We start from the raw sequence: 24910 nt of genomic DNA, 5'->3' as shown, positions 1-24910 counted from the left end.
CGCGCAATAAAAAAGAGGCCCTGAACAGGGCCTCTTTTTTTATGCCTGAATCTTTATATCCTGCCGAGTAACAACAGTACCAACAGCACGACCAACACCACGCCGATAATGCCCGAAGGACCATAACCCCAACTTCTGGAGTGCGGGAAGACCGGCAGACCACCGATCAGCAACAGGATCAGGATAATGATAAGAATTGTGCCCATGTCGATTTCCTTGTTGATTGTGTTCGAGAAGTCTTGCTGTTCAAGGGGCGACTGGAGACTAAGTAATTCCAGACGGCTTATAAATTCCGACCGGTGCGGATGAAAGAAAATTCAATGTTTTTTTAAGGTATTTGGATTACTCGCTTATTTCCTTTACAGCGAATGATCAAAAGATCGCAGCCTGCGGCAACTCGTGCAGGAATCGATGTAGGAGCTGCCGCAGGCTGCGATCTTTTGATCCTCCATTCAGCAACTTGATGGAGCGTGGGCCCACACGGTTCCTTCGCTACACTCGGCGCATCTTTCCCGGAACAACAAGGCTGTCCGCTATGCAAAATCGCATGATGATCACTGGTGCAGGCTCGGGCCTGGGTCGCGAAATCGCGCTGCGCTGGGCGCGTGAAGGCTGGCGACTGGCCTTGTCCGACGTCAGCGAACCCGGTCTGCAGGAAACCCTGAAAATGGTCCGCGAGGCGGGCGGCGACGGTTTTATCCAGCGCTGCGATGTGCGTGATTACAGCCAGCTCACCGCGTTCGCTCAGGCCTGCGAAGAGAAACTCGGCGGCATCGACATCATCGTCAATAACGCCGGTGTCGCCTCGGGCGGGTTCTTCAGCGAGCTGTCGCTGGAAGACTGGGACTGGCAGATCGCGATCAACCTGATGGGCGTGGTCAAGGGCTGTAAAGCGTTCCTGCCGCTGCTTGAACAAAGCAAAGGCAAGATCATCAACATCGCCTCCATGGCCGCGCTGATGCAAGGCCCGGCGATGAGCAACTACAACGTGGCCAAGGCTGGCGTGGTGGCGTTGTCGGAAAGTCTGTTGATCGAACTGGCGCAACAGGAAGTCGGTGTGCATGTGGTTTGCCCGTCGTTCTTCCAGACCAATCTGCTCGATTCTTTCCGTGGCCCGACCCCGGCCATGAAAGCTCAGGTCGGCAAGTTGCTGGAAAGTTCGCCGATTACTGCTGCGGACATCGCCGACTACATCTATCAGCAAGTGGCGGCCGGCGAGTTCATGATTTTGCCTCACGAGCAGGGCCGCATGGCCTGGGCAATCAAACAGAAGAATCCGCAACTGCTCTACAACGAAATGACCGCCATGGCCGAAAAGATGCGTGCCAAGGCCAAGCAGAACAACGGCTAAACTTGCCCCTGGCTTGACGCGTCGATAGGGTGGCCGCAATGGTCACCCTGTCTGGACGTGCAAATGCTCAACTACCTGTGGTTCTTCCTCGCGGCGCTGTTTGAAATTGCCGGTTGTTTCGCCTTCTTCATGTGGCTGCGTCAGGGCAAAAGCGCCTTGTGGGTGATTCCTGCGCTGCTCAGTTTGACCCTGTTCGCGCTGTTGTTGACGCGCGTCGAGGCGGCCTATGCCGGTCGCGCCTACGCCGCTTATGGCGGGATCTACATCGTGGCTTCGATTGGCTGGCTGGCGGTGGTCGAGCGGGTTCGGCCGCTGGGCTCAGACTGGATCGGCGTGGTGTTGTGCGTGATCGGTGCCAGCGTGATTCTATTTGGTCCGCGCTTTTCCGCCGCGTGAGAAAACGCGTGTTTAACGATTTGCAGGAAATGTCTGAAGGGCGGCCGCGCTGCACGGCGTAGGGCATTACTGATTTGCTCGCCACGCATTGTAGAGCCGCCGCAAGCCGCGCATCTTCAGGGCTCGTTAACCCTGAAGGACGAATCTCATGCTTGTGCTCAGCCGTGTCGTTGGTGAGTTGATTTCAATCGGTGATGACATCACCTTGCGCGTTCTGTCCGTGAACGGTTCCAGTGTGCGCTTTGGCGTCGAAGCGCCACAGAAGGTCAATGTGCATCGCTCGGAGGTCTATGAGCGGATCCAGCGCAAACAAGCCACGGAAAAGCTTCGCTGAGGCTTTCAGTCGAACAGGTGCTTGGGCACGTCGTGTTTGAGCATCAGTTGGCACTGCTCGCTTTCCGGATCGAAGACGATCAGTGCCTGGCCTTTGGTCAGCGCCTGGCGCACGCGCAATACGCGGGTTTCCAACGGGGTGTCGTCGCCGTTGTCGGTGCCGTCGCGGGTGACGAAATCCTCGATCAGGCGGGTGAGGGTGTCGACTTCAAGGGCGTCGTAAGGAATGAGCATGGGCACCTCGGCTAAATCAATGGCGGGATGCTACGGCGATTGATGTTTGGCTGCCAGTTTTTGTGTTGCCTGTGCCGGCCTCATCGCTGGCAAGCCAGCTCCCACAGTATTTGAGGGGTACACAAATACTGTGTTCCACCCTGAACCTGTTGGAGCCAGCTCCCACAGTATTTGTGGGGTACACACATACTGTGTTCCACCCTGAACCTGTGGGAGCTGGCTTGCCAGCGATGGGGCCGGTCCTGTCACCGCAGAAAATGGATTAACTCTCCGAACGCTGCCCCACCAGACTGTCCACCGACGGCACGCGCGTATCGCTTTCCATCTGCGTGTCATGCTCGATCTGATGACTGAAGCGGTCGAGTGACGCATTGGCTGGCGCTGCATCGCTGGCGAATACCGGCGGGCTCAGAATGTAGGCCCCGAGCAAGCGACTGAGCGCCGCGAGGCTGTCGATGTGCGTGCGCTCGTAACCGTGAGTCGCGTCGCAACCGAAGGCGAGCAGGGCGGTGCGGATGTCGTGGCCGGCGGTCACCGCCGAGTGTGCATCGCTGAAGTAGTAGCGGAACAGGTCGCGGCGCACCGGTAGCTCGTTTTCACCGGCCAGACGCAGCAAGTGCCGCGACAGGTGATAGTCGTAGGGCCCGCCGGAATCCTGCATGGCCACGCTCACCGCGTGTTCGCTGGAGTGCTGCCCCGGCGCGACCGGTGCAATGTCGATGCCGACGAACTCGCTGACGTCCCACGGCAATGCCGCCGCCGCGCCGCTGCCGGTTTCCTCGGTGATGGTGAACAGCGGATGACAGTCGATCATCAGTTCCTGGCCGCTGTCGACGATGGCTTTGAGCGATGCCAGCAGCGCGGCAACGCCGGCCTTGTCGTCGAGATGGCGGGCGCTGATGTGGCCGCTTTCGGTGAACTCCGGCAGCGGATCGAACGCCACCACATCGCCGACGCTGATGCCCAGCGAATCGCAATCGGCCTTGGTCGCGCAGTAGGCGTCCAGACGCAGTTCGACGTGATCCCAACTGATCGGCATCTCATCCACGGCGGTGTTGAAGGCATGCCCGGAGGCCATCAGCGGCAACACGCTGCCGCGAATCACGCCGTTGTCGGTAAACAGGCTGACGCGACTGCCCTCGGCAAAGCGGCTCGACCAGCAGCCGACCGGGGCGAGGGTCAGGCGACCGTTGTCTTTGACTGCGCGCACAGCGGCGCCGATGGTGTCCAGATGCGCGGAGACGGCGCGGTCGGGGCTGTTTTTCTTGCCCTTGAGCGTGGCGCGAATGGTCCCGCGGCGGGTCATTTCGAAGGGAATGCCGAGCTCTTCAAGACGTTCGGCGACATAGCGCACGATGGTGTCGGTGAACCCGGTGGGGCTGGGAATGGCGAGCATTTCCAGCAGGACTTTTTGCAGGTAGTTGAGATCTGGTTCAGGGATTTGTGTGGTCATGGAAACTCCTGATGGGTTGAGCACATCGATGGTTTCGATGAGAGGAAATTTTGTGTTGCCTGATCGGGCCTCATCGCTGGCAAGCCAGCTCCCACACGTTTCATGGTGCACACAAAAACTGTGGGAGCTGGCTCGCCAGCGATGGCGTCAGCCCGGATAACAGAGATTCAAGAAACAGCCGGCTGACTGTGCGGAAACAACAGATCGACAAAGCGCTCCGCCGTCGGCTGCGGCTCATGGTTGGCCAGCCCTGCGCGTTCATTGGCCTCAATAAACACGTACTCCGGCTGATCCGCCGCCGGCACCATCAGATCGAGGCCGACCATCGGAATATCCAGCGCCCGCGCCGCCCGCACGGCCGCATCGACCAAGGTCGGATGCAGAATCGCCGTGACATCTTCCAGGGTGCCGCCGGTGTGCAGATTCGCCGTGCGCCGTACGAATAGATGCTCACCGGCCGGCAGAATGCTGCTGTAGTCGTAACCGGCCGCATGCAAAGTGCGCTGGGTTTCATGATCCAGCGGGATTTTGCTTTCGCCGCCCGTAGCGGCTTGCCGACGGCGGCTCTGGGCTTCGATCAGCGCACCAATCGAATGCTGACCATCGCCAATCACTTCCGCCGGACGACGAATCGCTGCCGCCACCACTTCAAAGCCGATCACCAGAATTCGCAGATCGAGCCCTTCATGAAAGCTCTCCAGCAGCACGCGGCTGTCGAACTGCTTCGCCGTTTCGATGGCCTGCTGCACCTCTTCGATGCTTTGCAAATCCACCGCCACGCCTTGGCCCTGTTCACCGTCGAGCGGTTTGACCACCACGCGCTGATGCTCATCGAGAAACGCTAGATTGTCGTCAGCGTTGCCGGCCAATTGTTGCGAGGGCAATTTCAGCCCTGCGGCTTTCAGCGCTTTGTGGGTCAGGCTTTTGTCCTGACACAGGCTCATGCTGATCGCACTGGTCAAATCGCTCAGCGATTCACGGCAACGCACGCGGCGCCCGCCATGGCTGAGGGTGAACAATCCGGCCTCGGCATCATCCACTTGCACGTCGATCCCGCGTCGGTGAGCTTCCTCGACGATGATCCGTGCATAGGGATTGAAATTGGCTTCCGGTCCCGGACCGAGAAACAGCGTCTGATTGATACCGTTCTTGCGCTTGATCGCGAAGGTCGAGAGATTGCGGAAACCGAGCTTGGCGTAGAGGTTTTTCGCCTGACGGTTGTTGTGCAGCACGGACAGATCCAGATAGCTCAGACCGCGACTCATGAAGTGTTCGATCAGGTGGCGCACCAGCACTTCGCCGACACCGGGACGCGAGCACTGCGGATCAACCGCGAGGCACCACAGGCTGCTGCCGTTTTCCGGATCATTGAAGGCCTTGTGATGATTCAGGCCCATGACGCTGCCAATCACCGCGCCGCTGTCGTCATCCTCAGCGAGCCAGTACACCGGGCCGCCCTGATGATGCGGGGTGAGCAGCGTGGCATCGATCGGCAGCATGCCGCGCGCCTGATACAGCTGATTGATCGCCTGCCAGTCCGCCTCGCTTTGCGCACGTCGAATGCGGAAGCCGCGAAACACGCGGGTGGCCTGACGGTAATCGCTGAACCACAGGCGCAGCGTGTCGGACGGATCGAGGAACAATTGCGTCGGTTCAAGACCGAGAATCTGCTGCGGCGCGGCAACGTACAGGGCGATATCACGCTCGCCCGGTTGCTCGTTGAGCAGTTCCTGAGCAAGCGTTGCCGGGTCGGGAAAGGTGTGGCCGATCAGCAACCGGCCCCAGCCGCAATGCACGGCAATCGGGGCGGTCGCAAGTTCGTTGCCGTCTTCGGCCAGACGCGCCTGCAAACGTTCATACGACGGCGTCTGGCCGCGAATCAGGCGTTGGTTGATGGCCGTGGCGTGGGGTTTCATCAATCAGATTCCTTGTTCACTGAGCCACAGGTTCAGGGCTGCCAGTTGCCACAGCTTCGAGCCGCGCAACGGCGTCAGTTGGCCTTGCGGATCAGTCAGCAGTTTGTCGAGCATGGCCGGGTTGAACAGGCCGCGATCCTGACTCGGATCGAGCAGCAGTTCGCGCACCCAGTTGAGGGTGTCGCCCTGCAAATGCTTGAGGCCTGGCACCGGGAAGTAACCTTTTTTGCGGTCGATCACTTCACTCGGAATGACCCGGCGTGCCGCTTCTTTCAGCACTTGTTTGCCACCGTCCGGGAGTTTGAACTTGCCCGGCACTCGCGCCGACAGTTCAACCAGGCGATAGTCGAGAAACGGTGTGCGCGCTTCCAGGCCCCAGGCCATGGTCATGTTGTCGACGCGTTTGACCGGGTCGTCCACCAGCATCACCGTGCTGTCCAGACGCAAGGCTTTATCGACTGCCGCCTCGGCGCCGGGTTGTGCGAAATGTTCCTTCACGAAGTCGCCGGCAGCGTCATTGGCGGTTAGCCATTTCGGTTGCACGGTGGCGGCATAGTCGTCGTAGCTGCGGTCGAAAAACGCCTGGCGATACGCCGCGTAAGGATCGGTCGCGCCGTCCACTTGCGGGTACCAGTGATAGCCGGCGAACAACTCGTCGGCGCCCTGGCCGCTCTGCACCACTTTGCAGTGCTTGGCCACCTCGCGAGACAGCAGATAGAACGCGATGCAGTCATGACTGACCATCGGCTCGCTCATCGCGCGGAACGCGGCGGGCAGTTGCTCGATGATCTCTTTCTCGTCGATGCGCAGTTGGTGGTGCTGGGTGCCGTAGTGCTTGGCGATCAGGTCGGAATACTGAAACTCGTCGCCGCGCTCGCCGCCGGCATCCTGAAAACCGATGGAAAAAGTCGACAGGTCTTGCACACCGACTTCACGCAACAGCCCGACCAGCATGCTCGAATCGACACCGCCGGACAGCAACACGCCGACATCCACGGCAGCCCGTTGGCGAATCGCCACCGCTTCGCGGGTGCTGTCGAGTACGCGGTCGACCCAGTCTTCCAGGGTCAGATTTTTCTCGTCGTCGTGTGGGCCGTAGGGCAGGGTCCACCAGGTTTTCTGCTCGGTGGTACCGTCGGCTTCAATGCGCATCCAGCTCGCGGGTGGCAGCTTTTCAATACCGGCCAGCAAGGTGCGCGGCGCAGGCACCACGGCGTGAAAGTTCAGGTAATGGTTGAGCGCCACCGGATCGAGGATCGGGTTGATATCGCCACCCTTGAGCAGCGCCGGCAAAGCCGAGGCAAAACGCAAACGCTGGCCGGTGCGCGACAGGTACAACGGCTTCACGCCGAGACGGTCGCGGGCGATGAACAGGCGCTGGGCGTCGCGCTCCCAAATGGCGAAGGCAAACATGCCGTTGAGTTTCGGCAGCAGCGCTTCACCCCAGGCGTGATAGCCCTTGAGCAGCACTTCGGTGTCGCCACCGGAATAGAACGCGTAACCGAGCTCTTCAAGTTCGGCGCGCAGTTCCGGGAAGTTGTAGATCGCACCGTTGAAGGCCAGTGACAGGCCTAACTGACTGTCGATCATCGGCTGCGCCGAGCCGTCCGACAGGTCCATGATTTTCAGGCGACGATGGCCCAGGGCAATCGGCCCTTGGGCATGGAAGCCCCAGGCGTCCGGGCCGCGAGGGGCCAGGTGATGGGTAATTCGTTCAACGGCTGCAAGGTCTGCAGGTTGATGATCAAAACGTAACTCGCCAGCTAATCCGCACATAAAGTCCTTACCGGTTTTTCCGTTGGGGAGGGGTCAAACACTACCTCGCCAAAAGGGCGGGTACTCAGAAACTGACCCGCCTCGGTAAGTGGAGTTTTAGAACGATAAGTTATAAGACCGCTGGCAGTGTCGCTGCGGGGAGTGAGCTGACCGGTTCTGCTGCCACTTGGGTTTCAGCCTTTTTTGCTGCTCCGGTGACGGAGCGTTTGTGCTGCAAGTTCCAGCCGTTGCCTGGGGAATAGACCACGGGCGGGCGGTAGGCCGCTTCATTCAGTGGATGACGAATGCGCCAGGCCAAGGGGTTTGGCTCGACTTCATAGACACTGCCGGCAACCCGGATGAAATGCCGTCCGTTGTAGTTGCGCACTCGCTGATCATCGTCATCGGGATACGCCTGATCCATGATCCGGTTGGCGGCGTGGGCTTTTTGTTCGTATCCGGACAGAGCCCGTTTCCAAAGCAAAGCGTTTTTTTGCGGATTGGAATGGTCTTGCAGCTCAAACTTTTTGAAGAAAACAGCTGCCAACTCGCTGGACGAATCGGGGCTTTGGGCATGGGCGCTTTGACTATTGGCCTGCGCTGGGGAGAGTTTTTCCTTCAGGTCCAGCAGGGCGTTGAGTCCCTGCAGCTTTTCGCTGAACGTCCAGTCTTCGACACCGATAAACACTTCGCTCAGCAGAGTATCTGGCGTACCGGCGCGGATACGTCTGCTGAAATCGTAGATCAAGGTTTCGGAGAGTGACGGGCGTTGCTGTAATGCGCGATTTTCACGTCGTTTGTCATGCATCGACTGGTTGACCTCGGCGACGGGTACAGCCAGTTGCTTGACGTCGGAGGCGAATTTATCCAGTTGCCGTTTAAACAGGTATTCGAATAGTCCATGACTCAACGGGGCGAAATTTATGTCTTTTGAAAATGACACGACGGCCAGTTTTTCATTGAGGAAATCCTCCTGATCGCTGCTGTTCAGTTGAGAGGCGAATACGTTCCGCAGCGGCGATTGGCCAAGCAGACTGGCGGCCAGACGGATCCGACAGTTGTCTTCATTGTCGTCCTGGTAAAAGCCGCTGCCTTTGTCGTCAGGCACATAAAGGATGTAACGATCCTGAGTGGATTCATGAGTCAGGCGACAGATAATCAGCACAGCATTTACCAGATACTTGCCAAAGAGTTGCACTGAACAAAGTTGGATCGGCGCGTTATTGAAGCACTCACCATTGAATATATCGTCATTGCCCTCGGTAAATTGAGTCAGCATGAATAACTGCGATAGTTGAATGTCTTTACTGAAGTACCGGTTGTAAGCGGCCAGCCTCATATTGAGTTTGCCAAGCCGCATGGCTTGCAACTGGACATCTGGCCCTGCAAATTTTTGCGCAATCAGTTTCTGGTATTGATCACCCAGATCGAGTTTACGACTCAACGCTGCGAACGCCTGCGCGGTAAGTCTTGAATCTGCGGCGCCTTCGGCGGGTGCATCCTGAGCATCGGATAGCGTTGCGCTATCGGCGGAAAAGTAATCAGCAGCGGCCTCGGTCTCGGTGAAATTGAGCATTGCTGCCCGCAGCAAGGTACAGGCGTGCCTGTCCTTTTCCGAACCTGCCTTGGGTACGAGCTTGATGAGGTCCTGGACCCTGAACCGGGGGCCGTAGGTGGTACGCAACTCGTCTCGAAGTATCCGTCCGCAAAACTTGTTGGGGCTATCCAGTGTGGGCAGCAATGTTTCAAAAAAGGTCTGGAGCGGCAGTGCCTTTTTCAGTTCGGATCGATAGTCGGCAATTCTCGTTTTGTCGGCGTTCGGCAGCTTGTCGGTCAGGAATTTTTCGACAATTTTTGCTTTGTCCCAGTCATTGATCTCATTGAAGACCTGAGTCAGTAAGTTGTCGTTTCTTGGTGGGGCAGGTTGTTGCTCCAATGGCAAAGTCATACAAACACTCTCATCGCGGAAGGAACCCTGATGTTAGGCGCAGTGGCTGCGAAAAAATAACGCCATTAATGAATGGTTTGGTGCGTGAGTTCAGCGAGATTTTGAACGTTTGATATACGTATATACCGCACGCTTATTGGCCGAATATGTCTATTGCATCTGCATTGAAAACTATCGGTTTTTGTATTTCCTGTTTTTGTTTTAAATCGATAAGGTCAATGGCACATACCTGCAATAAAGGACTATTGCGATGACAACCACCCAGAACAAACCCGAGCTGCGGGCGCCGACGCAGACCGAGATACTCGGCACCTTGCTCGAAGCCACTGGCGATCTGGACAGTGCCGAAACACTGCAAAAGAGCCTGCCCGAGATACTCCTGAAAAGCTCGATTGCCACGCTGGCTGCGCTGGATCAGATCGCACGTGACCTGCATGCCATTCAGCTCAAGGTTGAAAAGGATCTGCTCCCGCTCAAACCCTTGAACACCTTCTGTATCACCGAATTGACCCTTGCGTTGAAGGGCAAGTGGTCAGCGGTGTTTGATGTTGAACAGGATCTTCTGAGTCTGCCGGGGCCCGATTGCGGTTGTGCGCCGACATCGACCGACGACAAGGGCATTGAAACCGTCCCGCATGCCACCCAGTCCCTGCTGCAAGCCGCCATGCAGAATTTCAGTGAAGACGAGGCGGCCGACGGTTTCCCCGAGGGCAGTCTGGTGCGGGTGAATAGTGCGCCGTCTGGTGTTGAGGGATTGACCCCGGCCGCGTTCGCCAAATTCTGTCGTGAACTGGATCTGGGCAAGCGGTATCAGGAACACCTTCAAAAGGTGTTCAGCATCGTCGAAAGCGACGGCAGGATTACGGCCAGCAGCGGCATGACCCGCGACATCGCCACGATGAAAAAATACCTGCTGCAACTGGATATGCATCTGGCCGGGCTCAGGTCTCACATCACGCCGGAAGGCGTGCGCATGTTGCGACAATTGGCGGCCGCTGACGGCAAGCCCTCCGCACAAACCCTGCGATACGGGCAAAGCCCCATGATCATGCAAGGCATCGAAATCCTCGACAGTTGCATCTGGGGCGTCGTGGTGTTTTCCGCACGGTCGGTCGAGTCGTACCCGGACGAATGGTGCCTTGTGTACATGGCCGGCGAGCCCGAACGGCCGCTGTACGAATACCCCAGTTTTACCGCGTTCAAACAGTACCTCACGCAGAAGCTGAGCGTGAAAAGCTACAAGGACTACTTCACCCACAGTCTCGATGAAGATGACAAGGCAGACTTCTTCAAAACTTTCGCCAGCACCTCCGATATAGGGCACATCCGGCAATTACCGATCAGCGTGCCGTTGTTCGAATTCATGCTGCAGAGTCATGTCGGCAAGCTGCAGATCGACGCGCGCAAACTGGCCGTGCCGACCGCCGATATCGATGAAGAGGTGCGAGACAAACGCCTGCTCGATTTCCTTGAGCTGGGTGTGACGATTGCGACGGTGGCGGGTTTTTTCGTGCCGGTCGTCGGGCAGTTGATGATGGGCGTCGCGGCCGGGCAACTGCTCGCCGAAGTGTACGAAGGTGTCGAGGATTGGCGCCGGGGCGATCATCAGGAGGCACTCTCGCATCTGTTCAGTGTCGCGGAAAACATCGCCTTGATGGGGCTGTTGGCCGGTGGGCAGAAAGCGGTGGGGTTGCTGGGCAGCAAACTGCTCAGTGCTCATCCGGAGTTCTTTGGGCAGTTCACTGCTATTACCAATCCGGCCGGACATCCACGGCTGTGGAAGCCTGACTTCACGATGTATGAGCATCGACTGCCGGAGGGGTTCACGGTGGCCGCCGATTCCAAAGAGATGTACGAGATCAGGGGCAAGATGGTCGGTCGCGTCGACCATCGGATCGTCTCCGGCTTCGTCGATGCGCAGACCCGGCGCTGGCGCCTCGACCATCCGCAGCGCCCGCAAGCCTATGCCCCTGAGCTGGAGCGCCATGTCGAGGGTGGCTGGCGATTGGCGAGCGAACATCCCGAGCTGGGGACCAGCACGCCCTATACCCTCAAGCGCATGGACCCGCATCTGAGCGAGTTCGTCGACAGCGATCTGGACATGATGCGCCGACTCAGCGGCGTTACCGAGGATGAGTTGCAGCGTGCCTTTATCGACAACCTCGCGTTGCCTGTTCGGTTGCGCGATACCGTGGAACGAGTGCGCATCGAGCGGCAGTTGCGCCTGCTCATCCGCGAGCTGGGCTTGGGTGAAATCCACTCGGATCAGCCAGTGCAGGAACAACTGCACGGTTTACCGAAGTTGTCAGGTTGGCCGACGGACCGTTACATCGAAGTCCAAGATAGCGAAGGAGCCGTCAGTGCCAGGTATCCCGCGCCCAGCACCCCTGACGACACACTCAGTGTGGTGGTCAGCGAGGATGAGCTGGATTCCGGGCAATTGCTGCAAACGGTGATCGACGGCCTGTATCAGAAGGAGGTCGATACGTTGCTGGGCAGCAAGGTGAATGGCGAAGGCGAAAGTCAAGCACTGGCGAAGAAGCTGGGTGCGGCACTCAAGGCTGATCGTCGTGCAGTGTTCGAGCGCATGTATCAGCGCTATGACCAGAGTGAGGTCGACGAGGTGAAGAAGTTGCGCAGCGTGTTTGCCGACATTCCTGCGCGTTACGCTCAGCAGTTGATCGAACAGGCGTCGAGCGTCGAGCGTGTGCATTTGCGCGCGACCGGGCGGGTGCCCCTGGGGCTGGCGCAGAAAGTCTGTGATGCCAGCGCCGCTGTGCGCCTGGATCGGGCGTTGAGCGGGTTTCACCTGCCGCGGATTGCCAATCCGGATAACGAAAAACTCGCCATCCAGTTGCTGCCCCGTTTGAGTGGTTGGGATCCGGCTCTGCGTCTGACCGTGCGGGAGAAGTCACTGACCGGGCCAGTACTGGAAGCCATCGGCGAGACGACGGCGCCCCCCTCGAATACCTGCACGCTGGTCAAATCCAGTGACGGTTATGAGGTATTCGCCGGCGACGAAAAATCCCTCGGACGCGTGGCGGCGAGCCCGGACAGCCTCTACACCGCGGTCCTCAAGGCTCTGTCGCCGCGCCAGCGTCTGGCCGCCGGTTTTCCCGATCCTGTTGACGCCGACAGTGCACGGCTGCGCAGCAAGCTGTTCGATGTGGCACTGGATGAGCGTGAAGCCAGTGCGCGGATCCTGACCGAGGGCAAGCTTGAACCACTGGTCGCTGAGCCTGCCTGCCTTCAGGCCGATCAAGCTCCGGCAGCGACGAGCCATCCCCGGACGTTACTGCGCAAGGTCAAAAAGCTCTATCCACGGTTTTCCGAGACGCAGGCCAGTGAGTTTATTGACGGCCTGGGAACTGACTCGCTGACCCGCGCAACCCAGGTCAGAACGTTGCGCCGCGACCTTGAGCACTTGCGCGAGGTGCTGGATAAATGGAGCGAGGACAAGGACGCCATCAAAGCGGTGGGCGGCGATTCGGCTGAAGTGCAGCACAGTCGCAAGTGGGCCGCCGAGCAGATCGAGAACAGCTTTCGACGGATTCTGCTGACTACCGATGAGAGTGGAAAATCAGTCTGCACCTTGAATCTGGACGGCATGCGGGTCGGCAAACTGCCAACGTTACCCTCCGGATTGAATTTCGATCACATACAACAGTTGTCGCTGAAGAATATGGCGCAGGACGACGACCTCGTGTATTTCCTCAAGGCCTTCAAGCAGGTCGAATACCTTGAACTCGACAGCAATACTCTGACCCGGCTACCTGAAGTGCTGTCGCACATGCCCAAGCTTGCCCGGTTGAGCCTGGCCGGCAACCAGATCAAGCTGACCGAACACACCCTGGCCAAACTGAGCCAATTGCGGACACTGCGCCGCCTGAACCTGAGCGGTAATCCGCTGGGCGCGACCCCGGACGTGAGCAAACTGTTTGACTTGCGTGCCTTGGCCCTGAACGACACCCGCGCCACCGAATTGCCCAAAGGCCTTGCACGCCTGCCGTATCTGGATTGGGTCGATTTGCGCGGTAACGAGATCAAGGACCTGCCGGCGTGGCTGTTCAAGGCTCCGAAACATTTCACTCAGGCACTCAATCTGCGTGGCAATCCGTTGTCGCTGAGCAGCCGCACCCATCTGGCCGACTATCGAAAAAACATCGGCATCGGCATGGGCTATCTGGAAGACGACATCGCTCGCCTCGATGAGCAGCAGGCGCGCTCGTTGTGGTTCAAGGATGGGGCTGGCGCGGATTGGGGGCGGCGTAACCGGATCTGGACGGCCTTCAAGGATGATCCGAGGGCCGAGGGCTTGTTTCATCTGCTCGCGGAACTGGGTAATACGGCCGACTCTGAAAAGGTGAGTGAGGACATGCATCGACGAGTCTGGTCGGTGCTTGAAACGGCCGAACCCGATGTGATCCTGAGTGAGCAGGTGCTGAACCTGGCCGCCAACCCGATCAACTGCACCGACAGTGCAGCCATGAACTTCAGTCATCTCGAAGTCGCGGTGGAAGTCAACAGAGTGACGCGGATTGCGAGCGGTCAAAGCAGCAGCGCGAAACCGCTGCTCATGCTTGGCCGAGGTCTGTTTCGGCTGGATCAGCTTGATCGGATTGCGCTTAAGCATGCCAGCCAAAATCCGGCGGCTGATCCGCTGGAAGTGAACCTCGCCTATCGCGTTGGTTTGGCCGATGCGCTCAATCTGCCGGGGCAGCCACGGCATATGAAGTTTGCCGTGTTGGGCGGAGTGACCGCGGCGGATCTGGAAACGGCAACAAACACGGTCAAAGCGGCGGAGCTGTCTTCCGAATGGCTGACGTTCATGCAGCGTCAACCATTCTGGGGTGACTACCTCAAGCGCACGTTTGCACGAAAATTCACCGCCATTGATGAGAAATTCGCGCCGCAGATGAACACGGTTTTCGAACAGGCAACCCAACTGACCACGGCGGATTATCTGAGCCAGATGGATGCCATCCAGTCAAAGCGAGAGAAGGCGGTACAAGCCGAACTCTCACGCCTGACCGACGATGCGATACGCCTCGTCGATCTGGGCATCTGTGCGTTGCCCGATGCGTGAAATCTACTTGCCGCGAATCAGCTGGCGCAGCGCGAAACGGTTCGGATGACAGGCCTCCGCCACGCTTCTTGGCAGCGGCAACGGCTCGTTGTCCAGCCAGGCGGCGAGCAGTTCGCCGGACAATGGCGCGGTAATCAGGCCGCGCGAGCCATGGCCACTGTTGACGTATAAACCGTCGAGCCATGGGCAGGCGATGTCCGGCACTTGCCGGGCATCCTTGCTCAGCGCGGCATAGGCTTGAATGAACGCTTCACGGTCGGCAAGGGGGCCGACGATCGGCAGGTAGTCCGGGCTGGTGCAACGGAAGGCCGCTCGGCCCTGGAGGTCTTCAGGCGCCTGTTGATCGATTTGCAGACGCGCCACCAGATCGCTGGAAATCTCCTCGAGCATGGCCAGATTGCCCAAGTGTTCGGCGATGGTCGGAGTCAGTTCGTTGCTGTTGAAATCGAAGCTGGCGCCCAGGGTGTGTTCGCCCAAGCGTGCGGGTGCGACGTAACCTTCGGCGCACACCACCGTGGCCAGTGTCTGGCTGTGTGCAGTCTGCGCCAGCCGGGTGATCTGTCCGCGAATGCGCTTGAGTGGCAACTCGGCGCTTTGCGCAAAACGCTTGATCTCGGCAGCGCCGGCCAATACCACGACGGGCGCGCTGGCGAGCAGACGGTCGCCGTCGAAGGCCTGCCACTGGTCATCGACCTTGCGCAGATCAAGCACTTCGCGATGGCTGAGCAGTTCGACATTCGCTTGCGCGGCTTGCGCCTGACACAACGCGGGTGGATGCACCCAACCGCCTTCGGGATAGTACAAACCGCCGTGGGCCACACCGACCCCGGCGCGGGCCTGTGCCTCGGGCTGGTCGAGCCACTGCAGCAGGTCTGGCGGGAATGCTTCTGCCAATTGCGCGTGGCGCTCGGCTTCCTTGGCGTTGAACGCCAGCTGCAGCACGCCACAATCGTCCCAGTCGCTGCCGCGTTGCAGGGTTTCCAGCAGGCGTCGGGTGTAGCCGAAGCCGCTGACAATCAGTTGCGACAACGCCGTGCCATGGGCTGACAGTTTCAGGTACAGCACGCCTTGCGGGTTGCCGGACGCTTCTTGCGCAACGGCTGCGTGGCGCTCCAGCAAACTCACTTGCCAGCCGCGTGACGCAAGGCTGGCTGCCGTGGCGCAACCGGCCAGACCGGCGCCGATCACCAGCACCCGCCGGTCACCGTTTAGCGGCGCAGGGCGCGCGAACCAGGGTTTTTCCGCTGGCGGCGGGGCGACGTCCTCGGGCCAGCCGAGGAATTCGCCACGGAGAATTTCCCATTTGTGGCCGATGCCCGGCGTGCGTTTCATCTTGAACCCGGCGGCGTTGAGCAAACGCCGCACCCAGCCGGTGCTGGTAAAGGTGCTGATGGTCGAGCCGGGCGCCGCCAGACGGGCCAGTTCGACGAACAGTTCGGCGGTCCACATATCGGGGTTCTTCGCCGGGGCGAAACCGTCGAGGAACCACGCGTCGATTTGCGCGTCCAGCTGCGGCAACTGCTCCAGGGCATCACCGATCAACAGCGTCAGCGTCACTCGACCGTTGGCCAGGGTGATGCGCTGGAAGCCTTGATGGATGGCCACGTAATGTTTGAGTAACTGATCGGCGAGCGGTTTCAGCGCCGGCCATAACGCCAGTGCGCGTTGCAGGTCGGCAGGGCTCAACGGGTACTTTTCGACACTGACAAAATGCAGCCGTGCGCTGGCCGAGGCATGCGCTTCGAACAGTTGCCAGGCGCAGAGAAAATTCAACCCGGTGCCGAATCCGGTTTCACCGATGACCAATCGCCCGTCCGCCGGCAATGCTGCGAAGCGCTCGGCCAGACGGTTCTGTTCAAGGAACACATAACGGGTTTCCTCCAGCCCCGACTGGTCGGAAAAATACACGTCATCGAACACTCGCGAACGCGGGCGTCCCTGGTCATCCCAGTCGAGTTGGGCGTGGGGCATTACAGGTTTCATGGCAGGCTCGGCAGCAACAAGGCCGCCATTCTAGCCGATCGCGCAGGGGCTGCTTGATCCATGGCAAGCCTTGGGTTTGCAAGCTCAAGGACAATGGGTGATTCAAGACCTGAACCGATAACCCTGTGGCGAGGGGATTTATCCCCGATGGGTAGCGAAGCGGCCCCAAAACCATTCAACCCTGCTGCCTCAGTCAAACCGCGTCTAATGGCTTTACGACTGCTACGCAGCCGGTCGGGGATAAATCCCCTCACCACAAGGGTTTCCATGCACGTCAGGTTTGGCACGCAATTCAAGGGTTGCCATTGCGCACAGAATCAGGGGAATTTCTCCTCCTTGCCCGTGCCCAATCCGCTAGTCTTGCTGAACCCTGGAAGGAGCCGTCCCATGTTTGAATCCGCTGAAATCGGTCACGCCATCGACAAAGACACTTATGAGGCTGCCGTCCCGGCACTGCGTGAAGCACTGCTGGAAGCGCAGTTCGAGTTGCAGCAGCAGAAGCGCTTCCCGGTGATCATTTTGATCAACGGTATCGAGGGCGCGGGCAAGGGCGAGACGGTCAAATTGCTCAACGAGTGGATGGACCCGCGCCTGATCGAGGTGCGCACTTTCGATCAGCAGACCGACGAAGAACTGGCGCGGCCACCGGCCTGGCGCTACTGGCGGATGCTGCCGGCCAAGGGGCGGATGGGGATTTTCTTCGGCAACTGGTACAGCCAGATGCTCCAGGGCCGGGTGCACGGATTGTTCAAGGACCCGCGCCTGGATCAAGCGATCAACGCGGCCGAGCGCCTGGAAAAAATGCTCTGCGATGAAGGCGCGCTGATCTTCAAGTTCTGGTTCCACCTGTCCAAGAAACAGATGAAGGCGCGGCTCAAGGCCCTCGCTGACGACCCGTTGCACAGCTGGCGCATCAGCCCGCTGGACTGGCAGCAATCGGAGACTTACGACAAGTTCGTCAAGTACGGCGAGCGCGTGCTGCGCCGGACCAGTCGCGACTACGCGCCGTGGCACATTATCGAAGGCGTGGATGCGCATTACCGCAGTCTGGCGGTCGGCAAGATTCTGCTTGAGGGTTTGCAGAACGCCCTGAAGCGTCCGGACGTGCATCCCCACGATGTCAGTGCTGCGCCATTGGGCACGGCGGTTGATCAGTTGAACCTGCTCGACAGCCTTGATCTGACCCAGCGTCTGGACAAGAAAGACTACGAAGAGCAACTGATCACCGAGCAGGCGCGGCTGTCCGGCCTGATGCGTGACAAACGCATGCGCCGCCACGCCTTGGTCGCCGTCTTCGAAGGTAATGATGCGGCAGGCAAGGGTGGGGCGATTCGCCGGGTGGCGGCGGCGCTCGATCCGCGTCAGTACAGCATCGTGCCGATTGCCGCGCCGACCGAAGAGGAGCGCGCGCAACCGTACCTGTGGCGGTTCTGGCGGCATATTCCGGCGCGGGGCAAGTTCACCGTGTTCGACCGTTCCTGGTATGGCCGGGTGTTGGTGGAACGGGTCGAAGGCTTTTGCAGCACCGCCGACTGGATGCGCGCCTACGGCGAGATCAATGACTTCGAGGAGCAGGTCGCCGACGCTGGGGTGATCGTGGTCAAATTCTGGCTGGCCATCGACAAGGACACGCAAATGGAGCGTTTCCAGGAGCGCGAGGAAATCCCGTTCAAGCGTTTCAAGATCACTGAAGACGACTGGCGTAACCGCGACAAGTGGGACGATTACCGCGCCGCCGTTGGCGACATGGTCGACCGCACCAGCACCGAGATCTCGCCATGGACGCTGATTGAGGCCAACGACAAGCGCTGGGCCCGGGTCAAGGTCTTGCGCACGATCAACCGGGCTCTGGAAGAGGCGTTCGAAAAGTCCGACAAGAAGGCCAAAAAGCACAAGGACTGAGCCGATGAACACGCATACGCGGGGTGAATGATTGTCGCGGTCGGTAATCGGGTGGACTTATGCTCAGGTCCACTCTCAACCGACAACAACAATGAGGTATGCCATGCGTGAAGTGGTGATCGTCGACAGCGTCCGGACGGGCCTGGCCAAGTCCTTTCGCGGCAAGTTCAACCAGACCCGCCCTGACGACATGGCGGCGCACTGCGTCAACGCGCTGCTGTCGCGCAATGACATCGACCCGGCGAGCGTCGAAGATTGCATCGTCGGCGCCGGCTCCAACGAAGGCGCGCAGGGCTACAACATCGGTCGTAACGTCGCGGTGCTCTCGCAACTGGGCACGGGCGTGGCCGGCATGACCCTCAATCGATTCTGTTCGTCGGGTTTGCAGGCGATCGCGATTGCTGCCAATCAGATCGCCTCGGGCTGCAGCGACATCATCGTCGCCGGCGGCGTCGAGTCGATCAGCCTGACCCTGAAAAGCGTCAACACCGATCACCTGATCAACCCGCTGCTCAAACAGCAGGCGCCGGGCATCTATTACACGATGGGGCAGACCGCCGAAGTCGTGGCGCGGCGTTATGGCGTCAGCCGTGAGGCGCAGGATCGCTATTCCCTGCAAAGCCAGATTCGTACCGCACAGGCGCAGGCCGCCGGCTTGTTCAACGATGAAATCGTGCCGATGGCGGTGAAGTATCGCGTCGAGGACAAGAACAGCGGTGCCGTGCAGATTCTCGATGGCATCGTTGATCGTGACGATTGCAACCGCCCGGACACCACTTACGAAAGCCTCGCCGCGTTGAAACCGGTGTTTGCCGAAGACGGTTCGGTGACGGCGGGCAACTCGTCACAACTGTCGGACGGTGCGTCGATGACGCTGGTGATGAGCCTGGAGAAAGCGTTGCAACTGGGCCTCAAGCCGAAAGCGTTTTTCCGCGGTTTCACCGTGGCCGGTTGCGAGCCGGACGAGATGGGCATCGGCCCGGTGTTCTCGGTGCCGAAACTGCTCAAGGCCAAGGGTTTGCAGGTGGCGGATATCGATTTGTGGGAACTGAACGAGGCGTTCGCCTCGCAGTGCCTGTACAGCCGGGATCGGCTGGAGATCGACAACGAGAAGTACAACGTCAATGGCGGCTCGATCTCCATCGGACACCCGTTCGGCATGACCGGGTCGCGTCAGGTCGGGCATCTGGTGCGGGAGTTGCAGCGGCGCAATCTGCGTTACGGCATCGTCACCATGTGTGTTGGCGGGGGGATGGGCGCGACGGGGTTGTTTGAGGCGGTGCGTTAAATAGGCAGGATTTGTGTTGTCTGATCTGGCCTCTTCGCGGGCAAGCCCGCTCCCACAGGTTTTGTGGTGTTCGCCACTGATCCTGTGGGAGCTGGCTTGCCAGCGATTGGATCACCCTTTATTACCGGTTTGAATCCAGAAGCTGCATCCGCGCGATATAGGCTTTTATCTCCAGCTCAGCTTTCTCGGGACTGTCAAACGGCCCCTCAAGGGTATTTTCCCGCGTGCTGAAAAACAGTTCGCCATTGACCCGACACACCCGGTCGCTGCGAAAGTGCGTGGCGGGGGCGGGGTCCTGGCGGCGCATGCCTAACATGGCGAGTCTCCTGATGGCGGTGGCAGTGGATCCAATGAGCTTATGCCTGAAGCACTTACCCTGCTTGCTCTGCCGATCAACGGCGGCGCGTCAATTTAATGCTGCGACCTGCACAGTTTCATTCGCGGCGTGTCCTGAACTGTCCCTGTGTTGCGTCCGTTGCCAAGCCTAGAATGAGCGCACTTGTCGGCAGGCTTCGGGGTTCGCATGCACATTTCATCGGGTCGCTGGGTGTACGGCTTGTTCCTGGCGCTGCTGACGGCGTTTTTGTGGGGCATCCTGCCGATCAAGCTCAAACAGGTCTTGCTGGTGATGGACCCGATCACGGTGACCTGGTTTCGCCTGACGGTGTCCGGCGGCTGTCTGTTCATTTACCTGGCGGCGGTCAAACGCCTTCCGAGCCGCAAAGTGCTTGGGCCCAAGGGCGGCTGGCTGGTGTTGATGGCCGTGCTCGGGCTCGTCGGTAACTACGTTTTGTACCTGATGGGCCTGAACCTGCTGAGTCCCGGCACTGCGCAACTGGTGGTGCAGATGGGGCCGATCATGTTGCTGATCGCCAGTCTGTTTGTGTTCAAGGAGCGCTTCAGCATTGGCCAGGGCATTGGCCTGGCGGTGTTGCTGATCGGGTTTGTGCTGTTTTTCAATCAGCGTCTGGCGGAGTTGCTGACCTCGCTGTCGGATTACACCGCCGGGGTGTTGCTGGTGCTGCTGGCGTCGACGGTCTGGACCTTTTATGCGCTGGGTCAGAAGCAATTGCTGACGGTGTGGAATTCGCTGCAAGTGATGATGGTGATCTACCTGTTCTGCGCCTTGTTGCTCACGCCTTGGGTGCATCCGCTCGAAGCGCTTGAGTTGAGCCCGTTGCAGGGCTGGCTGCTGTTGGCGTGCTGCATGAACACGTTGATTGCCTATGGCGCGTTTGCCGAAGCGTTGGCGCATTGGGAGGCATCGCGGGTCAGTGCGACGTTGGCGATCACGCCGTTGGTGACGTTCGGGGCGGTGGCAATTGCGGCCGGGGTCTGGCCGGAATATGTGCATGCCGAGCAGATCAATGCGCTCGGTTATGGCGGCGCGGTGCTGGTGGTGCTGGGGTCGGCGCTGGTGGCGTTGGGGCCTTCGTTGATTGCCGGATTGAAGGCGCGGCGGCTGAAGGTGGCAGCGAGTTGAACCGCGTCATCGTTCATCGCGGGCAAGCCATGCTCCCACAGGTATGCACATAACCCTGTGGGAGCGGGCTTGCCCGCGATGGCGGACGTTCAGGTGCTGAAGGACTCAGCCCTTGGCGCCAGCCTCGATCATGTTTTCCGGCCGCACCCACGCATCAAACTCTTCATCAGTCAGATAGCCCAGTTCCAGCGCGGCCTCACGCAAGGTCAGCCCTTCGCCGTAAGCCTTCTTGGCGATTTCCGCTGACTTGTCGTAACCGATGTGCGGGTTCAGCGCCGTCACCAGCATCAACCCACGTTCCAGATGTTGCGCCATGACTTCGGCGTCCGGCTCAAGACCGGCAATGCAGTGCTGCTGGAAGTTGCTGCAGCCGTCGCCGAGCAGGCGGATCGATTGCAGCAGGTTGTGGATGATCACCGGTTTGAATACGTTCAACTGCAAGTGACCCTGACTGGCGGCAATGCCGATTGCCACGTCGTTGCCCAACACCTGGCAGGCGAGCATCGACAGCGCTTCGCACTGGGTCGGGTTGACCTTGCCGGGCATGATCGAGCTGCCCGGCTCGTTGGCCGGCAAGCGCACTTCGGCAAAACCTGCGCGTGGGCCGGAGCCGAGCAGGCGCAGGTCGTTGGCGATTTTCATCAGCGCCACGGCGAGGGTCTTCAGTGCGCCGGACAGGCTGGTCAGCGGTTCGTGACCGGCCAGTGCGGCAAACTTGTTCGGTGCAGTAACAAACGGCAGGCCCGATAGCGCGGCCAGTTCCGCCGCAATTGCCTCGCCAAAACCGTGCGGCGAGTTCAACCCGGTACCGACTGCGGTGCCGCCCTGCGCCAGTTCACACACCGCCGGCAGCGCGGCGCGGATCGCCCGTTCGGCGTAATCGAGCTGCGCGATGAAACCGGACAATTCCTGACCGAAGGTGATCGGCGTCGCATCCATCATGTGCGTGCGACCGGTTTTCACCAGTTTCATGTGCCGGGCGGCCAATTCGGCGAGGCCACCGGACAGTTCGGCAATCGCCGGCAGCAGTTGCTCCTGCACGGCTTTGACGGTGGCGATGCTCATGGCGGTGGGGAAGCAGTCATTGGAGCTTTGCGAGCGGTTGACGTGATCGTTCGGGTGCACCGGCGTCTTGCCGCCGCGCGGGTTGCCGGCCAGTTCGTTGGCGCGACCGGCGATCACTTCGTTGACGTTCATGTTGCTCTGCGTGCCGCTGCCGGTCTGCCAGACCACCAGTGGAAACTGGTCGTCATGCTGGCCGTCGAGGACTTCGTCGGCGGCTTGTTCGATCAGGCGGGCGATGTCGGCGGGCAGGTCGCCGTTGCGGTCGTTGACCCGTGCGGCGGCTTTCTTGATCAGGGCCAGGGCATGCAATACCGGCAGCGGCATGCGTTCCTGACCAATGGCGAAGTTGATCAGCGAGCGTTGCGTCTGAGCACCCCAGTAGGCGTCGTCCGGGACATCGATCTGGCCCAGGCTGTCGGTTTCGATACGGCTCATCGTGCACACTCCTGTTGGTCTGTTTGCGCAGTTTAGGCCGGTGTCGGCCCAGGTGGTTCCCTCGATCCGATTGTTGACCGGCAAATCCCCGTCAATCAAGCGCGGCAAGGCCGGGGGTTGAGCCGCAGCGATTTTTAGGCGCAGAATGGTCGCCCTTGGGGTTTTACCTCGCTTTGCTTAAAAGGAAACTCGATGACTCGTCTTCGTGCCATCTGTACCGCGGTTGCACTGGTTTGCGCCAGCGGCCAGGTGCTTGCCGATACCGCCAGCCACAACGCCAGTGCCGAAGCTTTCCTGACCCTGGCGCACGCTGACAAACTGGGTACCCCGGTGTACATGCAAGTGCAGCAAATGTTCGCCCAGCGTTTTGAACAGACCAAAGCCCCGGAATCCAAGAAAGCTACCCTGGAAACCTATCAGGCCAAGGCCAACGCCGCTCTGGACCAGGCCATTGGCTGGAACAAGCTGAAGCCGGACATGGTCAAGCTCTACACCAGCAACTTCAGCGAATCCGAGCTCAAGGACCTGGTTGCGTTCTACCAGTCGCCACTGGGCAAGAAAGTCCTGGAAAAAATGCCGCAGCTGACCCAGCAATCGGCCCAGATGACCCAGGCCAAGCTGGAAAGCGCAGTACCGGTGGTCAACAAGCTGCTGGAAGACATGACCAACGAGCTGGCCCCGAAAGGCGCTGCTCCGGCCAAGAAAAAGCCGTAAGCGGAGTTCGTGATGACCATGCAACAACGCATCGAATCGACGCTGGGTCTGCTTCAGCCCGAGCATCTGCAAGTGCTGGATGAAAGCCACATGCACAGTCGCGGGTTACAGACCCACTTCAAGGCTGTGGTGGTCAGCGCGCAGTTCGACGGCCTGAACCGGGTCAAGCGCCACCAGAAGGTCTACGGCACGCTCGGCGAGCTGATGGGTGAGTTCCATGCGTTGGCGCTGCACACCTACACCCCGCAGGAATGGGCAGAGATCGGCGCCGCGCCGGCGTCGCCGACCTGTGCCGGCGGTAGCAAACACTGATATTGGACGGTTTTGTTCGTGGTGCTTTTGTGATGAGGGAATTTTTGTGGCGAGGGGATTTATCCCCGATGGGTTGCGCAGCAGCCCCAAAACCACAGAACTCGATACCTGAAATACGCATTATCAGGGTTTGGGGCCGCTTCGCGCCCCATCGGGGATAAATCCCCTCGCCACAGAGACATCAGCAGATCCTAAAACCACAGTGTTTTTGCTAGAATCCGCAACGCGCCGCTTAGTCGGCGCGTTTTTTTTGAATCCGGTTCACCCTTTACGAGGGTAGCCACCTGGAGAAATACCCATGACACAACCGATTGTCGTGGCGGCACTGTATAAGTTCGTCACCCTCGAAGATTACGTCAACCTGCGCGAGCCACTGCTGCAAGCGATGGTCGACAACGGCATCAAAGGCACCCTGCTGATCGCCGAAGAAGGCATCAACGGCACGGTTTCCGGCACGCGCGAAGGCATCGACGGCCTGCTCGCCTGGTTGAAGAACGACCCGCGCATGGTCGACATCGACCACAAGGAATCGTACTGCGACGAGCAGCCGTTCTACCGCACCAAGGTCAAACTGAAAAAAGAGATCGTCACCCTCGGCGTCGAAGGTGTGGACCCGAACAAAAAGGTCGGCACTTACGTCGAGCCGCAGGACTGGAACGCGCTGATCAGCGACCCGGAAGTGCTGCTGATCGACACCCGCAACGACTACGAAGTGGCGATCGGCACCTTCGAAGGCGCCATCGATCCGAAAACCACCAGTTTTCGCGAATTCCCCGACTACATCAAAGAACACTTCAACACGGCCGTGCACAAGAAGGTCGCGATGTTCTGCACCGGTGGCATTCGTTGCGAGAAAGCGTCGAGCTACATGCTCGGTGAAGGCTACGAAGAGGTTTACCACCTCAAGGGCGGCATCCTGAAGTACCTCGAAGAGGTGCCGCAGGAAGAAACCAAGTGGCAGGGCGACTGCTTTGTGTTCGACAACCGCGTGACCGTGCGCCACGACCTCAGCGAAGGCGACTACGATCAATGTCATGCCTGCCGCACGCCGGTCAGCGTTGAAGATCGCGCCTCCGAACATTACGTCGCCGGTATCAGCTGCCCGCACTGCTGGAACAGCCTGAGCGAGAAAACCCGTCGCAGCGCCACCGATCGGCAGAAGCAGATCGAACTGGCCAAGGCGCGCAACCAGCCGCACCCGATCGGCTACAACTATAAGCAAGCATCCACCGAGGCTTAACCATGTCTGCGCGCCT

Annotated in this window: 19 protein-coding genes; 10 read left to right on the top strand and 9 right to left on the bottom strand. The window is 59.5% G+C overall.

The features are described from left to right. Positions 1–53 precede the first annotated feature (53 nt). Complete coding sequence (locus tag KI231_RS21185; protein WP_169432680.1) at positions 54–212, bottom strand: DUF3309 family protein; 159 nt, start codon at positions 210–212, stop codon at positions 54–56. A 323-nt stretch (positions 213–535) separates the two neighbouring features. On the opposite strand from KI231_RS21185, the gene KI231_RS21180 reads away from it, so the two are divergent. From KI231_RS21180 to csrA, 3 genes are all read left to right on the top strand, one after another. Continuing rightward, a complete protein-coding gene (locus KI231_RS21180) occupies positions 536–1351 on the top strand; it encodes an SDR family oxidoreductase (RefSeq protein ID WP_103305647.1) in 816 nt (271 codons plus the stop codon). A 63-nt stretch (positions 1352–1414) separates the two neighbouring features. Next, the gene (locus tag KI231_RS21175) at positions 1415–1747 is read left to right on the top strand and encodes a YnfA family protein (protein WP_213026248.1); all 333 of its coding nucleotides are present in this window, start codon (positions 1415–1417) and stop codon (positions 1745–1747) included. A 148-nt stretch (positions 1748–1895) separates the two neighbouring features. Then, a complete protein-coding gene (csrA, locus tag KI231_RS21170) occupies positions 1896–2081 on the top strand; it encodes a carbon storage regulator CsrA (protein ID WP_103305648.1) in 186 nt (61 codons plus the stop codon). Between the two features lie 5 nt (positions 2082–2086). Here the strand turns inward: csrA and KI231_RS21165 are convergent, their stop codons facing one another. The 5 genes from KI231_RS21165 to KI231_RS21145 form a co-directional block, all read right to left on the bottom strand. Further along, positions 2087–2314 carry a YheU family protein gene (locus KI231_RS21165; RefSeq protein WP_003192759.1) on the bottom strand — a complete coding sequence of 76 codons (228 nt, stop codon included), beginning with the start codon at positions 2312–2314 and terminating at the stop codon, positions 2087–2089. Between the two features lie 262 nt (positions 2315–2576). Continuing rightward, positions 2577–3767, bottom strand: a complete 1191-nt coding sequence (locus KI231_RS21160) for an osmoprotectant NAGGN system M42 family peptidase (protein WP_103305649.1) — start codon at positions 3765–3767, stop codon at positions 2577–2579. A gap of 167 nt (positions 3768–3934) precedes the next feature. After that, positions 3935–5683 (bottom strand): N-acetylglutaminylglutamine synthetase, encoded by a 1749-nt coding sequence (gene ngg, locus KI231_RS21155; protein ID WP_103305650.1) that lies wholly within the window; start codon positions 5681–5683, stop codon positions 3935–3937. A 3-nt stretch (positions 5684–5686) separates the two neighbouring features. After that, positions 5687–7459 carry an N-acetylglutaminylglutamine amidotransferase gene (locus tag KI231_RS21150; RefSeq protein ID WP_213026247.1) on the bottom strand — a complete coding sequence of 591 codons (1773 nt, stop codon included), beginning with the start codon at positions 7457–7459 and terminating at the stop codon, positions 5687–5689. 109 nt (positions 7460–7568) lie between these two features. Then, complete coding sequence (locus KI231_RS21145) at positions 7569–9386, bottom strand: dermonecrotic toxin domain-containing protein (RefSeq protein ID WP_213026246.1); 1818 nt, start codon at positions 9384–9386, stop codon at positions 7569–7571. Positions 9387–9636: 250 nt separating this feature from the next. On the opposite strand from KI231_RS21145, the gene KI231_RS21140 reads away from it, so the two are divergent. Continuing rightward, complete coding sequence (locus KI231_RS21140) at positions 9637–14472, top strand: NEL-type E3 ubiquitin ligase domain-containing protein (RefSeq protein WP_213026245.1); 4836 nt, start codon at positions 9637–9639, stop codon at positions 14470–14472. 3 nt (positions 14473–14475) lie between these two features. On the opposite strand, the gene mnmC is transcribed toward KI231_RS21140, so the two are convergent. Next, positions 14476–16455: a bifunctional tRNA (5-methylaminomethyl-2-thiouridine)(34)-methyltransferase MnmC2/FAD-dependent 5-carboxymethylaminomethyl-2-thiouridine(34) oxidoreductase MnmC1 gene (gene mnmC / locus KI231_RS21135; protein ID WP_213026244.1), complete on the bottom strand. Its 1980-nt coding sequence runs from the start codon at positions 16453–16455 to the stop codon at positions 14476–14478. A 387-nt stretch (positions 16456–16842) separates the two neighbouring features. Between mnmC and pap the strand changes: the two genes are divergently transcribed. Both pap and KI231_RS21125 read left to right on the top strand, forming a co-directional pair. Continuing rightward, a complete protein-coding gene (pap, locus tag KI231_RS21130; protein WP_213026243.1) occupies positions 16843–18357 on the top strand; it encodes a polyphosphate:AMP phosphotransferase in 1515 nt (504 codons plus the stop codon). A gap of 103 nt (positions 18358–18460) precedes the next feature. Continuing rightward, complete coding sequence (locus KI231_RS21125; protein ID WP_213026242.1) at positions 18461–19645, top strand: thiolase family protein; 1185 nt, start codon at positions 18461–18463, stop codon at positions 19643–19645. A gap of 121 nt (positions 19646–19766) precedes the next feature. On the opposite strand, the gene KI231_RS21120 is transcribed toward KI231_RS21125, so the two are convergent. Next, complete coding sequence (locus KI231_RS21120; RefSeq protein ID WP_103305657.1) at positions 19767–19961, bottom strand: DUF6316 family protein; 195 nt, start codon at positions 19959–19961, stop codon at positions 19767–19769. Positions 19962–20168: 207 nt separating this feature from the next. Between KI231_RS21120 and KI231_RS21115 the strand changes: the two genes are divergently transcribed. Continuing rightward, positions 20169–21128, top strand: coding sequence for a DMT family transporter (locus KI231_RS21115; protein ID WP_213026241.1), 960 nt, complete (start codon positions 20169–20171; stop codon positions 21126–21128). Between the two features lie 105 nt (positions 21129–21233). On the opposite strand, the gene KI231_RS21110 is transcribed toward KI231_RS21115, so the two are convergent. Beyond that, complete coding sequence (locus tag KI231_RS21110; protein WP_213026240.1) at positions 21234–22628, bottom strand: class II fumarate hydratase; 1395 nt, start codon at positions 22626–22628, stop codon at positions 21234–21236. Positions 22629–22820: 192 nt separating this feature from the next. Between KI231_RS21110 and KI231_RS21105 the strand changes: the two genes are divergently transcribed. The 3 genes from KI231_RS21105 to trhO all read left to right on the top strand — a co-directional run bounded on the left by KI231_RS21105 (position 22821) and on the right by trhO (position 24894). After that, positions 22821–23342, top strand: a complete 522-nt coding sequence (locus tag KI231_RS21105) for a DUF2059 domain-containing protein (protein ID WP_103305660.1) — start codon at positions 22821–22823, stop codon at positions 23340–23342. Between the two features lie 12 nt (positions 23343–23354). Beyond that, the gene (locus tag KI231_RS21100; protein ID WP_095125183.1) at positions 23355–23654 is read left to right on the top strand and encodes a BolA family protein; all 300 of its coding nucleotides are present in this window, start codon (positions 23355–23357) and stop codon (positions 23652–23654) included. A gap of 298 nt (positions 23655–23952) precedes the next feature. Then, positions 23953–24894 carry an oxygen-dependent tRNA uridine(34) hydroxylase TrhO gene (trhO, locus tag KI231_RS21095; protein ID WP_213026239.1) on the top strand — a complete coding sequence of 314 codons (942 nt, stop codon included), beginning with the start codon at positions 23953–23955 and terminating at the stop codon, positions 24892–24894. The last annotated feature ends 16 nt before the right edge of the window (positions 24895–24910 follow it).

The sequence above is a fragment of the Pseudomonas sp. Seg1 genome, assembly GCF_018326005.1.
Lineage (GTDB): Bacteria > Pseudomonadota > Gammaproteobacteria > Pseudomonadales > Pseudomonadaceae > Aquipseudomonas.
Note: the sequence above shows the minus strand (reverse complement) of the source record. Positions and strands in the feature narration are given on the sequence as shown.

Coding starts and splice junctions, on each gene's coding strand:
- KI231_RS21180 (WP_103305647.1), top strand. CDS start 536: ATGCAAAATCGCATGATGATCACTGGTGCAGGCTCGGGCCTGGGTCGC.
- KI231_RS21175 (WP_213026248.1), top strand. CDS start 1,415: ATGCTCAACTACCTGTGGTTCTTCCTCGCGGCGCTGTTTGAAATTGCC.
- csrA (WP_103305648.1), top strand. CDS start 1,896: ATGCTTGTGCTCAGCCGTGTCGTTGGTGAGTTGATTTCAATCGGTGAT.
- KI231_RS21165 (WP_003192759.1), bottom strand. CDS start 2,314: ATGCTCATTCCTTACGACGCCCTTGAAGTCGACACCCTCACCCGCCTG.
- KI231_RS21160 (WP_103305649.1), bottom strand. CDS start 3,767: ATGACCACACAAATCCCTGAACCAGATCTCAACTACCTGCAAAAAGTC.
- ngg (WP_103305650.1), bottom strand. CDS start 5,683: ATGAAACCCCACGCCACGGCCATCAACCAACGCCTGATTCGCGGCCAG.
- KI231_RS21150 (WP_213026247.1), bottom strand. CDS start 7,459: ATGTGCGGATTAGCTGGCGAGTTACGTTTTGATCATCAACCTGCAGAC.
- KI231_RS21145 (WP_213026246.1), bottom strand. CDS start 9,386: ATGACTTTGCCATTGGAGCAACAACCTGCCCCACCAAGAAACGACAAC.
- KI231_RS21140 (WP_213026245.1), top strand. CDS start 9,637: ATGACAACCACCCAGAACAAACCCGAGCTGCGGGCGCCGACGCAGACC.
- mnmC (WP_213026244.1), bottom strand. CDS start 16,455: ATGAAACCTGTAATGCCCCACGCCCAACTCGACTGGGATGACCAGGGA.
- pap (WP_213026243.1), top strand. CDS start 16,843: ATGTTTGAATCCGCTGAAATCGGTCACGCCATCGACAAAGACACTTAT.
- KI231_RS21125 (WP_213026242.1), top strand. CDS start 18,461: ATGCGTGAAGTGGTGATCGTCGACAGCGTCCGGACGGGCCTGGCCAAG.
- KI231_RS21120 (WP_103305657.1), bottom strand. CDS start 19,961: ATGTTAGGCATGCGCCGCCAGGACCCCGCCCCCGCCACGCACTTTCGC.
- KI231_RS21115 (WP_213026241.1), top strand. CDS start 20,169: ATGCACATTTCATCGGGTCGCTGGGTGTACGGCTTGTTCCTGGCGCTG.
- KI231_RS21110 (WP_213026240.1), bottom strand. CDS start 22,628: ATGAGCCGTATCGAAACCGACAGCCTGGGCCAGATCGATGTCCCGGAC.
- KI231_RS21105 (WP_103305660.1), top strand. CDS start 22,821: ATGACTCGTCTTCGTGCCATCTGTACCGCGGTTGCACTGGTTTGCGCC.
- KI231_RS21100 (WP_095125183.1), top strand. CDS start 23,355: ATGACCATGCAACAACGCATCGAATCGACGCTGGGTCTGCTTCAGCCC.
- trhO (WP_213026239.1), top strand. CDS start 23,953: ATGACACAACCGATTGTCGTGGCGGCACTGTATAAGTTCGTCACCCTC.